At 59.2% G+C, this 12,917-nt stretch carries 14 protein-coding genes; 7 read left to right on the top strand and 7 right to left on the bottom strand.

The features are described 5' to 3' along the window. Positions 1-220 precede the first annotated feature (220 nt). Both ACN0VH_RS18435 and ACN0VH_RS18430 read right to left on the bottom strand, forming a co-directional pair. On the bottom strand, positions 221-829 hold the full coding sequence (locus tag ACN0VH_RS18435) for a hypothetical protein (RefSeq protein WP_278924169.1): 609 nt from the start codon (positions 827-829) through the stop codon (positions 221-223). A gap of 164 nt (positions 830-993) precedes the next feature. Next, a complete protein-coding gene (locus tag ACN0VH_RS18430) occupies positions 994-3,339 on the bottom strand; it encodes a DNA topoisomerase IV subunit A (protein ID WP_417701780.1) in 2,346 nt (781 codons plus the stop codon). A gap of 373 nt (positions 3,340-3,712) precedes the next feature. Between ACN0VH_RS18430 and ACN0VH_RS18425 the strand changes: the two genes are divergently transcribed. The 6 genes from ACN0VH_RS18425 (at position 3,713) to ACN0VH_RS18400 (ending at position 8,202) form a co-directional block, all read left to right on the top strand. Beyond that, entirely contained in the window at positions 3,713-4,441 is a 729-nt protein-coding gene (locus tag ACN0VH_RS18425) for an SH3 domain-containing protein (RefSeq protein ID WP_417701778.1), read from the top strand. Positions 4,442-4,495: 54 nt separating this feature from the next. Next, entirely contained in the window at positions 4,496-5,326 is an 831-nt protein-coding gene (locus tag ACN0VH_RS18420) for an SDR family NAD(P)-dependent oxidoreductase (RefSeq protein ID WP_278924175.1), read from the top strand. A gap of 70 nt (positions 5,327-5,396) precedes the next feature. Continuing rightward, entirely contained in the window at positions 5,397-5,603 is a 207-nt protein-coding gene (locus ACN0VH_RS18415) for a twin transmembrane helix small protein (protein WP_278924166.1), read from the top strand. Between the two features lie 29 nt (positions 5,604-5,632). Then, positions 5,633-6,205 carry a cob(I)yrinic acid a,c-diamide adenosyltransferase gene (locus ACN0VH_RS18410; protein WP_278924165.1) on the top strand — a complete coding sequence of 191 codons (573 nt, stop codon included), beginning with the start codon at positions 5,633-5,635 and terminating at the stop codon, positions 6,203-6,205. A 309-nt stretch (positions 6,206-6,514) separates the two neighbouring features. Next, positions 6,515-7,273, top strand: coding sequence for an electron transfer flavoprotein subunit beta/FixA family protein (locus ACN0VH_RS18405; protein WP_278924164.1), 759 nt, complete (start codon positions 6,515-6,517; stop codon positions 7,271-7,273). Then, a complete protein-coding gene (locus ACN0VH_RS18400; protein ID WP_278924163.1) occupies positions 7,273-8,202 on the top strand; it encodes an electron transfer flavoprotein subunit alpha/FixB family protein in 930 nt (309 codons plus the stop codon). The genes ACN0VH_RS18405 and ACN0VH_RS18400 overlap by 1 nt, the downstream gene beginning before the upstream one ends. Positions 8,203-8,306: 104 nt before the next feature. Here ACN0VH_RS18400 and ACN0VH_RS18395 read toward each other — a convergent pair whose 3' ends face one another. Beyond that, positions 8,307-9,122 carry a DUF6473 family protein gene (locus ACN0VH_RS18395; RefSeq protein WP_417701775.1) on the bottom strand — a complete coding sequence of 272 codons (816 nt, stop codon included), beginning with the start codon at positions 9,120-9,122 and terminating at the stop codon, positions 8,307-8,309. Between the two features lie 156 nt (positions 9,123-9,278). Here ACN0VH_RS18395 and ACN0VH_RS18390 point away from each other — a divergent pair, with 156 nt between their 5' ends. Beyond that, positions 9,279-10,154 (top strand): 3-hydroxybutyryl-CoA dehydrogenase, encoded by an 876-nt coding sequence (locus ACN0VH_RS18390; RefSeq protein WP_278924161.1) that lies wholly within the window; start codon positions 9,279-9,281, stop codon positions 10,152-10,154. Positions 10,155-10,417: 263 nt separating this feature from the next. Here ACN0VH_RS18390 and ACN0VH_RS18385 read toward each other — a convergent pair whose 3' ends face one another. Genes ACN0VH_RS18385 through rapZ form a run of 4 tightly spaced genes read right to left on the bottom strand, consistent with a single transcriptional unit; the run spans position 10,418 to position 12,910 of the window. Next, entirely contained in the window at positions 10,418-11,317 is a 900-nt protein-coding gene (locus ACN0VH_RS18385; RefSeq protein ID WP_278924160.1) for a lysophospholipid acyltransferase family protein, read from the bottom strand. 33 nt (positions 11,318-11,350) lie between these two features. Then, complete coding sequence (locus tag ACN0VH_RS18380) at positions 11,351-11,620, bottom strand: HPr family phosphocarrier protein (RefSeq protein ID WP_278924159.1); 270 nt, start codon at positions 11,618-11,620, stop codon at positions 11,351-11,353. Next, on the bottom strand, positions 11,621-12,028 hold the full coding sequence (locus ACN0VH_RS18375) for a PTS sugar transporter subunit IIA (protein WP_278924158.1): 408 nt from the start codon (positions 12,026-12,028) through the stop codon (positions 11,621-11,623). Positions 12,029-12,049: 21 nt separating this feature from the next. Then, positions 12,050-12,910, bottom strand: a complete 861-nt coding sequence (gene rapZ, locus ACN0VH_RS18370) for an RNase adapter RapZ (protein WP_278924157.1) — start codon at positions 12,908-12,910, stop codon at positions 12,050-12,052. Between the last annotated feature and the right edge of the window lie 7 nt (positions 12,911-12,917).

Raw genomic sequence — 12,917 nt, 5'->3', positions numbered from 1 at the left:
GTTTTACCGTGGTCAACGTGGCCGATGGTGCCGATGTTGACGTGCGGCTTATTACGTTCAAACTTTTCCTTAGCCATTCTGTAGGCGCCCTTTTGAAAGAGAGGGCCGACAACCGACCCAAAGATTTCCTCTGCGCGCGCCGCATATTTGATTTAGAAACCAAAATCAAGCCGTTCCTGCTTGACATAGCTGCTTTTGGCTATCTTTGGCCAACAAACTCTCACTCAGCCACGGGGGCGAGGTCGGAGGGGGCTGGCGCCGCCGCATCCGGCTCTGCTGCCACCGCAGCAGAGGCACCGTCAAACCATCCGTTTTCAGCATGTTGCTCTGCCATATACTCTTCCAGGCCATCGACAATCTTGAGCGCCAGCCCATCAATCTGCTCTGCCTTGGTGCGGCTATAGCCAGAACCGATAATGGCGCTTTCGCCCGTGGTATCCTCAAAGATCTGCATCTGGTGCTCGCGGACCAGATAGCTCTTGGTGGTGACATCATAGACAAAGACATTCACCACGGCTGCGCTCTTGGGATTGACCAGAACCGGGATACCGCCGGTGGCCAGCAAATAGCCTTCAAGCGTGACCGCCACGTCATATTTTCCAGCGCCATCGTAGCGCCCCAACCGGGCCTCAAGCGCACGCTCGATAGGCTCGTTCCACTCCGACGGTTCTGCCGAACGCGACAGGGGCCATTGCAGCGCCTTGTCAGTGTAGACAAAGGAAACCCGCATATTGAAATCGCCAAGATCCTCCTTGGCCTCATCAAGTTGGGTTTCTTCACAGGCCGCCAGCAGGACCATCGAGGCCAGAAGAGCAAGAGTTCGAAACATTCAGAAAGGCCTCATCAAGTAGGGCAACAGGGGTAAACTCGGATCAGATAAACCAAAGCCGCCCAACCGGTAAACCGATAAGGCGGCCGTCGTGCCATTCGGTGGCGGATCCGTCACAGAAAACAGGTGCGAATAAGAGCGGTGAAGGTGGCTAAAGCCCCAGTTCACTTGAATTTATAGTTGCGCGGGAAGCCATGAGGCGGACGTTTGCCGACCCCGGCCCGCTTGCCCAACCATTGGCTCAGATCGGTTTCATGCCGGGTCTTGCCACCGCCCATCTCCCAGGAAATTCCTTCTTCCCAGTTGAAGGTGGTGATATCGCTAAGGCCACCGTCCAGTTCCAGAGAGCCCTGCTTGCCGCGTGCCATATTGTACTTTTGCAGCCGCACGCCTTTGCCACGGGTAAGCTCTGGCATCTCTTCGACAGAGAAGACCAGGAACTTGCCGTTTTCAGATACGATCGCCACATGATCGCCGGTGACCGGGATGCAGACCTGGGCGCGGTCGTCATCCTTGACGTTCAGCACCTGCTTGCCGCCACGGGTCTGGGCAACGATATCTGTTTCGGCGCAGATGAAACCATTCCCCGCAGAAGAGGCCACCAGCAGGCGCCCCTCGGGGTTGTGGATCAGGATATCAACAATTTCGACTTCGTTGGGCAGATCGACCATCAGGCGCAGGGGTTCGCCCATGCCGCGGCCACCGGGCAGATTGGCGGCGCTGATGGTGTAGAACCGGCCGTTGCTACCGAAGACCAGCAGCCGGTCGGTGGTTTCCGCGTGGAAGACAAAGCGCGGACCATCGCCATCCTTGAACTTCAGCTCGCGCATCAGATCGATATGCCCCGTCATCGCCCGCACCCAGCCCATTTGACTGCAGACCACGGTGATGGGCTCGCGGTCGATCATCGCCTCCAGCGGCACCTCTTCGACTTCGCCCGCCTCGGCAAAGCGGGAGCGGCGGGCGCCGCCAACATAATCCTTGCCAAATTGCTTTTTGGTGGCGCGCAACTGATCGGTGATCTGGCTCCATTGCAGATCATCCGAGGCCAGCAGCTCGACCAGCCCGGCGCGTTCATCGCGCAGCGCGTCGCGTTCGCGGGTCAGTTCCACCTCTTCAAGGCGACGCAACGACCGCAGCCGCATGTTGAGAATCGCTTCGGCCTGGACTTCGCTCAGCTCTCCGGTGCCAGCCTTGGGCGAGACATAGTCGGCTTCATCATAGGCACGCGGATGATCCAGAGCCCAGTTTTCCCGCATCAGCGCGGCCTTTGGGTCTTCGTCATAGCGGATGATGTCGATCACCCGATCCAGATTGAGGAAGGCAATGATAAAACCATCCAGCACTTCCAGCCGGTGATCGATCTTGGCCATACGGTGCTGCGAGCGACGCTGCAGCACATCGCGGCGATGATCGAGGAAGGCGCGCAGCACCTCTTTCATCGAACAGACCTTGGGCGTGACCCCGTCGATCAGAACATTCATGTTCAGGCTGAACCTGACCTCAAGATCCGAATTGCGGAACATCATGTTCATCAAAACGTCTGGATCGACGTTCTTTGACTTTGGCTCCAGAATGACGCGGATATCATCGGCGGATTCATCGCGCACATCCGCAAGAATCGGCACCTTCTTAGTCTGGATCAACTCGGCGATCTTTTCGATCAGCTTGGATTTCTGCACCTGATAGGGAATTTCGGTGATGACAATCTGCCACTGGCCGCGGCCCAGGTCTTCGACCTCATGGCTACAGCGCAATCGGAAGGAGCCGCGCCCGGTGCGATAGGCCTTGGCGATGTTATCACGCGGTTCAACAATGATGCCACCGGTGGGGAAATCCGGCCCCGGCACATGTTTCAGCAGCGTATCATCATCGGCTCCGGGGGACTTGATCAGGTGGATACAGGCATCGACAAGCTCGACGATGTTATGCGGCGGAATATTGGTCGCCATGCCCACAGCGATCCCCGCCGCGCCATTCGCCAGAATGTTCGGAAAGGTCGCAGGCAGAACCGCAGGTTCCGTCAGGCGACCATCGTAGTTGTCGCGAAAATCAACAGCATCCTCTGACAGGCCGTCCAGCATGGCCTCGGCGACGAAGGTCATGCGCGCCTCTGTATAGCGCGAGGCCGCCGGGTTATCGCCGTCGATATTGCCAAAGTTGCCCTGGCCGTCAACGAGCGGGTAGCGCACGTTGAAATCCTGCGCCAGGCGGGCCATGGCATCATAGATCGCCGCATCCCCATGCGGGTGGAAATCCCCCATGGTATCGCCCGAAATCTTGGCCGATTTCAAAAACCCACCCGAGGAGCTGAGCCGCAGGCGGCTCATGGCGTAGAGGATTCGCCGGTGCACAGGTTTCAGCCCGTCACGTGCATCGGGCAGGGCCCGGTGCATGATGGTGCTCAGCGCATAGGTCAGGTAGCGCTCGCCGATGGCGCGGCGCAGGGGTTCCAGGATCTCGCCGTTCTGCGGCTGAGGGGCATCGGTATTATCTACGGTGTCGTTCATCCCTTGGTGATACTTTGCCCACCCGGCGCGGTAAAGCGGTGGTTCACTTTTATCCACCGCCTTGGCGACAGCGCCACTCTTTTATGTTGGCCCCTGCTATGTTGCCCACTGTGCGGCCCGTCCTTGCCACCGCTTCATCGCGGCCAAGCCCTTTGACCAGCACATCACAAAGCGCCAAGGGGGAGAAGCCGAAGCAGTCTCCCCTGTGTTGGGCCTGTGCCTTGATGATATTCGTACTACATTAATCAAACCTGCCTAGGGTCAGGCGGTCTTAGCACTGCCGCAGCGGCCCATGCCCGCGCTCCGAGTTCCAAGCGATTTGGGCCCGCCACCAACCCATGCAGCCTTTGAAGTTTATCCAGGGGGATGCGCTATGTCGCGCTTTGTTATTGTGTCTTTTGCTTTTTTGGGCCTGGCTTTTTACGAAATCAGTGGCGGCAGCGATTTTGCGCCCCCCGAACGCCCGAACGCAGATCCCCCTCATAGCCGTGAAGTCGCCTCTGGCAGCCAGGCCGCTTTGGACGATAAATTCCAGCGCCCTGCCAGGCTGCGCGCGGCTGAACTGGTGGTCGCTGCGGCGCGACACCAGCCCATGCCCACCGCCACCGCCACCGCTGCGCGCGCTGCGACCACACCAGCCCGGCCCCAGGCAGACCCCGAACAGCGCCAGGCCATCGCTCTGGCCAAGATCGCCGCCTCTGGCACCAGCCTGCAAAGCTCCAGCAGCGCCTTTGCCGCCACTGCCGAAACTGGCCTGCTGCATATGGACGCGGCCCAGGGCGGTATCCAGGGCGGGCTGGTCGCCATGACATCGGGTCAGAATCGTCAGGGCATGACGCTGAACACCCGCTTTTCCAACAGTGCGGCGCAACAACCCGCCCCGCCCCCCGAGGCCTATCTCGATATTCGCCAAATACGGGCCTCGCGGGTGAATATGCGCCAGGGTCCAGGAACGATCTATCCGGTGATGGGCCGCCTGCTGGCCGGGGATAAGGTCCTGGTGATAGAAGACAGCGGCACCGGCTGGCTGCATCTGCGCACGCAAAAAGGCAACAAGATCGGTTGGGTTGCCGCTTCCCTGGTCAGCAAGAAAGCTTCATAACCCTGTAAACAGCCCCGGCAATTGCCTTGGGGGTTTCTATTGCAGGGTCGCATGATGCAAAAAACAATTCTGATCACCGGCTGCTCTTCTGGCATCGGCCTGGACGCGGCCCGTGGCATGAGGGATCGCGGCTGGAAGGTCTTTGCCTCTTGTCGTCAGGCGCAGGACTGCGACCACCTACGCGCCGAAGGCTTTGACAGCCCGCGCATTGACTATACTGATACAGACAGCATCGCCCAGGGCCTGGCCGAGGTGCTGCAGGCAACCGGTGGCACGCTGGATGTCCTGTTCAACAACGGTGCCCACGGCCTGGCCGGCGCGGTCGAAGACCTGCCAACCGAGGCGCTGCGCGATATCTTTGAAAGCAACGTCTTCGGCTGGCACGAGCTGACCCGGCAGGTGCTCCCGGTGATGCGGGCACAGGGCCATGGGCGCATTGTGCAGAACTCATCCATCCTGGGTTTTGTCGCGATGCCCTGGCGCGGCGCATATGTGGCTACCAAATACGCCCTGGAAGGGCTGACAGATACGCTGCGGGTGGAACTTATGGACACCGATATCAAGGTAGTGCTGATAGAGCCGGGGCCGATCACCTCAAAGTTCCGCGAGAATTCGATACCCCATTTTGAACGCTACGTAGATTGGCGCAACTCTGCCCTGCGGCCCTTTTACGAACAGAACCTGCAAAAGCGGCTCTATGAAAGCTCCGGGCCGGATCGCTTTGAACTGCCGGCCTCGGCGGTGACTGCCAAGCTGATCCTGGCCTGCGAATCATCCCGCCCCCGGCCGCGCTACCATGTGACGACCCCCACCCATATGGCCGGTCTGCTGCGCCGTGTCCTGACGACCCGGGCAATTGACCGCATCCTGAGAAGGCTCAGATAGGCAATTCGCTGTCGCCAATCCTGGCGGCAACGGCTAGACCGATATCAGGTAAATACGAAAGAGAGATCACATGGGTGACCCACTTTATCTACTGGCAATACTGGCCATGGCGGCCGTGGTGGTGGTTCTGCTTCTCGGGCTTGGCAGTTTTGGCAAGGGCGGCGATATCAGCAAGAAATACGGCAACAAGCTGATGCGGCTGCGACTGTTCTTTCAGTTTATTGCCGTGGTGCTTTTGGTGACCTATGTCTATCTGCGCGGCCAAGCCGGCCAATAACCCACAGCGATCACAAGAGGCCTGAAATCATGGTGGTTCTGAACAAGATCTACACCCGCACCGGCGACAAGGGCGACACCGCGCTTGGCAATGGGACCCGCGTGGCCAAGCACGATCCGCGCGTCAACGCCTATGGCACTTCGGATGAATTGAACGCCTTTATCGGCGTCGCCCGGCTAGAGGCCGAGGGCGAGATGGATGCCGCCCTGTCGCGCATTCAGAACGATCTGTTTGATCTGGGCGCCGATCTTTGCCGCCCCGAGATGGAAAAAGATGCCGAAGCCGACTACCCGCCGCTGCGGGTGGTGCAGGCGCAGGTCGACCGGCTTGAGGCCGAAATCGATGCAATGAACGCGGATCTGGCCAGCCTGCGCAGCTTTGTCCTGCCTGGCGGCAGCGCGCTGGCGGCACATCTGCATGTCTGCCGTACCGTGGCCCGACGGGCAGAACGGCTGGCAACCGATCTGGCGGGCGTTCAGTCCATCAACCAGGTGGCGGTAACCTATCTAAACCGGCTGTCTGATTGGTTTTTTGTCGCTTCGCGCAAAGCCAACGACAATGGCGCCAAAGATGTGCTCTGGGTGCCTGGCGCCAACCGCTAAGCCGCAAGACCGTCCAGAGGGCGCTATCCCCCAATGCGGGCAAAAGCACCCAGCGTCACATGCTGCGTCGCGGCGTCACCCCCGGCACTCCCCTATCGACAGGGCCGCGATTCGGCCCTACGAAATCCACCGCAGAGATCGCGCAACATTCTTGCAAGATTGTCGTGACAAAAAGCCAAACGCGACGTCTGCGAAGGACAACGTGACGATTTTCCCCTGTTGTGCCCCGGACTGACCCGGTATCAACAGCGCGAGAGCAGAGAGGGCAGCCGTCTTGGCGGTATGCCGTTTGTTAAGGAGAGAACGCAAATGAAGGTACTCGTGCCTGTCAAACGCGTGATTGACTATAACGTGAAAGTCCGCGTCAAAGCGGACGGAAGCGGTGTCGATCTCGCCAACGTCAAAATGTCGATGAATCCCTTCGACGAAATCGCTGTCGAAGAGGCCATTCGCCTCAAGGAAGCAGGCAAGGCTGATGAAGTCGTCGCTGTTTCCATCGGCGTGAAACAAGCCCAGGAAACCCTGCGCACCGCGCTGGCTATGGGCGCAGACCGCGCCATCCTGGTTGTTGCAGCAGAGGATGTTCACACCGATATCGAACCCCTCGCCGTTGCCAAGATCCTGGCCAAGGTTGTGGAAGAAGAGCAGCCAGGCATCGTGCTTGCCGGCAAGCAGGCGATCGACAACGACATGAACGCCACTGGTCAGATGCTGTCCGCCCTTCTGGGCTGGTCGCAGGGCACCTTTGCCTCTGAGCTGGACATCGACGGCGACACCGCCAAAGTGACCCGTGAAGTTGACGGTGGCCTGCAGACCATTTCGGTAAAGATGCCTGCCATCGTTACCGTTGACCTGCGCCTGAACGAGCCACGCTATGCGTCGCTGCCCAACATCATGAAGGCAAAGAAAAAGCCGATGGCGGAAAAGACCGCTGCGGATTACGGCGTCGATACCACGCCACGCCTGGAAGTGGTCTCCACCTCCGAACCAGCGGCGCGTGCCGCCGGTATCATGGTTGGTTCGGTTGACGAGCTGGTCGAGAAACTCAAAGAAGCGGGGGCTGTGTAATGGCTGTTCTTCTCCTTGCTGAAGTCACCGATGGCGCCCTCGCGCTGGACGCAACCGCAAAGGCTGTGACCGCTGCCGCAGCTCTGGGCGACGTGACTGTTCTAGCCGCTGGTGCCTCCGCCGCCGCAGCTGGTGCCGAAGCCGCCAAAATCGCTGGTGTTGCCAAGGTTCTGGTCGCTGAAGATGCATCCCTGGGCCACCGCCTGGCGGAACCCACAGCGGCGCTGATCGTCTCGCTGGCTGGTGACTATGAGCACATCGTTGCCCCCGCCACCACCGACGCCAAAAACGTGCTGCCCCGCGTGGCCGCGCTGCTGGACGTCATGGTGATCTCGGATGTGACAGCTGTTGTTGACGGCTCCACCTTTGAACGCCCCATCTATGCAGGCAACGCAATCCAGACTGTCAAATCCTCGGATGCAAAGAAAGTAATTTCTTTCCGCACCGCGACATTTGACGCAGCTGGCGACGGTGGCTCTGCCGCAGTTGAAACCATCGGTGCCGCCGAAAACCCCGGCCTGTCCGAATGGATCGAAGACAAGGTTGCCGCAAGCGATCGCCCCGAGCTGACCTCGGCTGGTGTGGTTGTTTCTGGTGGTCGCGGCGTTGGCTCCGAAGATGACTTCAAACTGATCGAAGGCCTGGCAGACAAGCTGGGCGCGGCGGTTGGTGCCTCGCGTGCGGCGGTTGATTCCGGCTATGCCCCCAACGACTGGCAAGTTGGCCAGACCGGTAAGGTCGTCGCTCCGGATCTCTATATTGCCATCGGCATCTCTGGCGCGATCCAGCACCTGGCCGGCATGAAAGACTCCAAGGTGATCGTGGCGATCAACAAGGACGAAGAAGCGCCAATCTTCCAGGTTGCCGACTTTGGCCTGGTTGCCGACCTCTTTGCAGCCGTGCCTGAGCTGACCGAAAAACTCGGCTAAGCCACACGCCACACAAGGCCACAAAATGCAGAACGGGGCGCGCGAATATCGCGGGCCCCGTTTTTATATGGCAGCGCCAGATCCAGGCACCGCACGCCCAGCGATCAGGACAGGCCCTGCAATGCCTCTGCCAGTGCACAGCCAATGCGAGCGTGCTCTTTGGGGCCCAGCACATGCTGCGCTGCGGGTAAATCTAGCTCTCCCAACTGCATCCCCTCAAGATCATCCACCCGCCCAGCCGGGGCCACCGACACTTCGACCAAACCCTTGGTACGGGCTTGCAAGGCTTTCACCATGCTGCGCTCGACCAAAGTCGGCTCATAACTGAAGGCAGACCGCCCCTGCAGATCATAGGTCAGCCAGAGCATCAAAACCCGCCCCTCCAGCGCCTCGATCACCTTTTGCATCTTGATAACCCAGGTCTCTTGCAGGTGACGGCGCACGTCATCAAACCGCTCTTCGGACAGGGCCTGCAGCGTTGTCAGCAAATGTTTGTTAAAGTGGAACTCAGTATAATCCACTTCGGGGAACAGCGCCTTCAGATCAGGCTGCGCCTGCAAAAAACGGTCATTTCGCCGGGGGTGCACCCGGTAATACCGATTAGAGATATTCTGCGCTCCCATCAGCTGCACCACCGCAACCCGCGCCTGCCGCGCAACCTTCAGAACCGCCGCATCACTGGCAAAAGTATCCAACCCCGCATTCACCGCCGCAATATTGACACAGGGCACCTCTATCAAGGATTCGCTGACATCAGAAAAAGGGGTTTTTACGAAGCGCCCAAACATCTCGGTTCCGCCGAGAAATGCAAAGTATGGACGCGTTAAATCTCTTTTGGGGCCTCGTACCGGCAGCCGCGATCCGGCATAACAGCACGTTCCCCCTGCAAGCGCATTGGCGCTCTTGAGTTCATAGCTCATGGTCCCACCTTATAATTCACCCGAAGATCACTTTGGCGGTGAAGGATTGCAATTTCCCTAAACCTAAATTTCACCTAAAATTCAGAACGACGAGCCTTGTATCTGCCCCAAAGCCACCGATAAGGTTGCAGCGCAGGCAAACGAGGAGCCCGAGACATGGACATCAAAAAGATTGGCATCATCGGCGCAGGCCAGATGGGCAATGGCATCGCGCATGTCATGGCGCTTGCTGGCTATGACGTTGTTTTGAATGACATTAGTCAGCAATCTTTGGATGCCGCAATCAGCGCAATTCACAAAAACATGGCGCGTCAGGCCAGCCGCGGCAAAATCGCCGAGGCAGAGGTCAGCGACGCATTGGCCCGCATCACCACCACCCTGGCGCTGGCCGATATCGGTGCCACTGATCTTGTGATCGAAGCGGCAACCGAACGTGAAACTGTCAAGCAGGCGATCTTTGAGGATCTGCAGCCGCACCTTCAGCCGCATACGATTCTCACCTCTAACACCTCCTCGATCTCGATCACCCGCCTGGCCAGCCGCACCGACCGGCCTGAACGCTTCATGGGGTTCCACTTTATGAACCCGGTGCCGGTGATGCAGCTGGTCGAATTGATCCGCGGCATTGCCACCGATGAAGAAACCTTTGAAAGCTGCCGCCAGGTGGTTGAACGGCTCGGCAAGACCTCTGCCAGCGCCGAAGACTTCCCCGCCTTCATCGTCAACCGCATCCTGATGCCGATGATCAACGAAGCGGTCTATACCCTCTATGAAGGCGTCGGCTCGGTCAAATCCATTGATGAATCCATGAAACTGGGCGCCAACCACCCAATGGGACCGCTTGAACTGGCCGATTTCATTGGCCTGGACACCTGCCTGGCCATCATGAATGTGCTGCACGAAGGCCTCGCGGATACCAAATACCGCCCATGCCCGCTCTTGACCAAATATGTTGAGGCCGGCTGGCTGGGCCGCAAAACCCAACGCGGGTTTTACGACTATCGCGGCGAAACCCCCGTCCCCACCCGCTAAGGCTCCCCCGCGCCGCTGCTTCGGAGCCCTCATCGCCTGATCACGGCAAGACTGCGGCCAGGACAGGGCACCAGCCAAATCGCGGAGGCTCCGCGCCGCTTGCGGTGTGGAAACCGCTATTTTGCTTGTGACATGGCAGGGGCGCTGTCAGGCAGGGAACAGGCAATGCGGGCTCTGCGGCTGCTGCTTTGGTGACTCAGAAGCTGACCTGCCACAGCCGACAAAACCTGTCAGCCTGACCGCTCATACCGGGCGTACCGCCATCACGACCCGCTCTTCTCACCCAGGGCCAGCGTATGGGCCCGCAGCCAGGCCATAAAGCCACGCGGATCACTGTGCAGCTGGGCCATCTGCTCGTCGGTCAGCGGCGCGCCCACAACAGGTGCCTGTGGCTTGTTGCAAGAGCGCACGATTTCATGCAGCAGCAGCCCTTGGCGCAGGATCGGCGAAATCTTGTTGGCGATCTGATAGCTGCGAGAGTTGCGGCCAGGAAAGAAGATCGGCACCACACGGGCACCGGATCGCCGGATCAGCTGGGCAGTAAAGACGTTCCATTCCTGCTCGACCGGGGGGCCGAACCAGGTTTTGGATGACATAACCACCCCGGATGGAAACAGCGCCACCACCCCGCCCTCTTTCAGATGGGTCATGGTCTTGGCGCGCATCTCAACCATTTTGCGCTGCGCATCGGGGTCATGTGGGAAAGGCACCGGGATCATGAAAGAGGTCGCAGCCTCATCCAGACCAGTCAGGACAGAGCGTGTCAGGATCCGGTAATCCTGCCGCACCCGGCCAATCAGATCGGCAAAGATCATCCCATCCACCATACCGTGTGGATGGTTGGCAACAATCACCACCGGGCCATCCTGCGGGATACGGTTGATCTGCTCTTCCGGGGTCATCAGGTTGATGCCCATGATATTCAAAGCGCCACGCCAGAATTTCTGGCCGCGGTATTCGGCATTCTGGCGCTCAAACTTCTTGACCATACGCAGGATGGTCAGCTTGCCGGTCATCCACTCGATCGCCTTGATCGCCAGGGCGGTCCAGCGGTCATCAAAAGAATTGGCATAGGTCAGGGTGCGGCGGTCATAGACCTCGCCAGTGCTGTCTTCGGTCTCCGGCGTTTGGCCGGTGTTCTGCTCATGTGCGGTATCCGCCACTGTGCCATTCCCGTCAGTTCGAAGGGGTCGAGACTAAAAGCCTTCGCCGAATTTGTCCGCCACTAGGGCTTCCACCGCTTCAGCAAGGGCGCAAGCATCCGGCCCCGAAGTCTCGACGTCAATAGTCGTTCCTTTCGAGGCTGCCAACATCAAAAGCCCCATAATGCTATCTCCCGACGCTGACAGACCGTCCTTTGAAATCTCGGCTGCGGCATCGAAGCCCTCGACGACCTCAACCAGCTTTGCAGAGGCGCGGGCATGCAGCCCTTTTTCGTTCACGATTTTCAATGTCTTCAAGGTCATTTAACGCGCCTGCTCCCCTTCGGGATTTATGTTTTGAGAGTTAATATACTTGCGTCCCGCTTCCATGGCCTGGCGCACCGCCTGCCCCACCGCAAGATGGCGGGATTTGGCCAGTTTAATCAAGAGGGGCAGGTTTGCACCGTACAAAATACGCCGGTTGATTGGCGCGCAGGCGCGCAGGCTAAGATTCGACGGGGATCCACCATAAAGATCAGTGACAATCACCACCCCATCGCCGCTATCAACCTTGTCAGCTGCGGCGCAGATTTCGCATTGCTTGTCTTCACGGTCATCATCCGGCCCGATGGCAATCGCCATAAGATTGGGCTGTGGGCCCACCACATGCTCGACCGCCGCCAAGTATTCTTTGGCCAGCCCACCATGCGCAACGATCACAATGCCGATCAATCCTGCAACTCCGTTTCCCCGCTAGCCTTGCAGCTCGCGGTGTCTAATTGACACCTGCTGGCCATCTTCTGCAAGGGCTTTCGCAAGGCTTTCTGCCAAGGTGACAGAGCGATGCTGACCACCGGTACAGCCAAAGGCGATCGACAGGTGCGATTTCCCCTCTTCCCGGTAGGCCGGCAACAGAAACTGCACCAGATCAAGCACCCGCGCGAAAAAACCATCATAGCGCGCATCAGCCCGGACATGGGCCTGCACCGCCACATCGCGCCCGTCCAACTCACGCAGTTCGGGCACCCAATAGGGATTACCCAGAAAGCGGCAGTCAAAGGCCATATCGATGCTGCGCGGTACCCCGCGCTTATAGGAAAAGCTCTGGATCGACACCGCCAGTTTGCGTCCACCCGGCACAAAGAGATGTTCGATTTCCGCCTTCAGCTGATGCACATTCATATCCGAGGTTTCCAAGACCAGACTGGCCCTGTCCCGGATCGAAGACATCAGGTTCAGCTCTCGGTGCACCCCCACCTCGGGGGTTTCCGCCGGGGCCAGCGGGTGGCGGCGACGGGTTTCTGAATAGCGCCGCAGCAATACTTCGGGGCGCGCATCCAGATAGAGAACCGACAATTCGCAGCCTTCGCGTGCCTCCAGCATATCAATGACATCCAGCAGCGCCGCCGGAGAGAAATCCCGGTTGCGGCTGTCCAGCCCCAGCGCCATGGGCCCCCCGCCTCCCGCAGCTGAGACAAGCCCCGGCAACAGCCGCAGTGGCAGGTTGTCGATGGCCTCAAAGCCAAGGTCTTCCAGCACATTGATCGCAGTTGTACGCCCGGCGCCCGAAGGACCGGTCACCAGAACAATCGGGGTGGCCTTGGTGTCAGACATTGCAAGG

This window comes from Pseudophaeobacter sp. (genome assembly GCF_048267565.1).
GTDB classification, from domain to species: Bacteria; Pseudomonadota; Alphaproteobacteria; order Rhodobacterales; family Rhodobacteraceae; genus Pseudophaeobacter; species Pseudophaeobacter profundi.
Note: the sequence above shows the minus strand (reverse complement) of the source record. Positions and strands in the feature narration are given on the sequence as shown.

Excerpts from the sequence above, each read along its gene's own strand:
- ACN0VH_RS18435 (WP_278924169.1), bottom strand. The coding sequence starts at position 829 with ATGTTTCGAACTCTTGCTCTTCTGGCCTCGATGGTCCTGCTGGCGGCC.
- ACN0VH_RS18430 (WP_417701780.1), bottom strand. The coding sequence starts at position 3,339 with ATGAACGACACCGTAGATAATACCGATGCCCCTCAGCCGCAGAACGGC.
- ACN0VH_RS18425 (WP_417701778.1), top strand. The coding sequence starts at position 3,713 with ATGTCGCGCTTTGTTATTGTGTCTTTTGCTTTTTTGGGCCTGGCTTTT.
- ACN0VH_RS18420 (WP_278924175.1), top strand. The coding sequence starts at position 4,496 with ATGCAAAAAACAATTCTGATCACCGGCTGCTCTTCTGGCATCGGCCTG.
- ACN0VH_RS18415 (WP_278924166.1), top strand. The coding sequence starts at position 5,397 with ATGGGTGACCCACTTTATCTACTGGCAATACTGGCCATGGCGGCCGTG.
- ACN0VH_RS18410 (WP_278924165.1), top strand. The coding sequence starts at position 5,633 with ATGGTGGTTCTGAACAAGATCTACACCCGCACCGGCGACAAGGGCGAC.
- ACN0VH_RS18405 (WP_278924164.1), top strand. The coding sequence starts at position 6,515 with ATGAAGGTACTCGTGCCTGTCAAACGCGTGATTGACTATAACGTGAAA.
- ACN0VH_RS18400 (WP_278924163.1), top strand. The coding sequence starts at position 7,273 with ATGGCTGTTCTTCTCCTTGCTGAAGTCACCGATGGCGCCCTCGCGCTG.
- ACN0VH_RS18395 (WP_417701775.1), bottom strand. The coding sequence starts at position 9,122 with ATGAGCTATGAACTCAAGAGCGCCAATGCGCTTGCAGGGGGAACGTGC.
- ACN0VH_RS18390 (WP_278924161.1), top strand. The coding sequence starts at position 9,279 with ATGGACATCAAAAAGATTGGCATCATCGGCGCAGGCCAGATGGGCAAT.
- ACN0VH_RS18380 (WP_278924159.1), bottom strand. The coding sequence starts at position 11,620 with ATGACCTTGAAGACATTGAAAATCGTGAACGAAAAAGGGCTGCATGCC.
- rapZ (WP_278924157.1), bottom strand. The coding sequence starts at position 12,910 with ATGTCTGACACCAAGGCCACCCCGATTGTTCTGGTGACCGGTCCTTCG.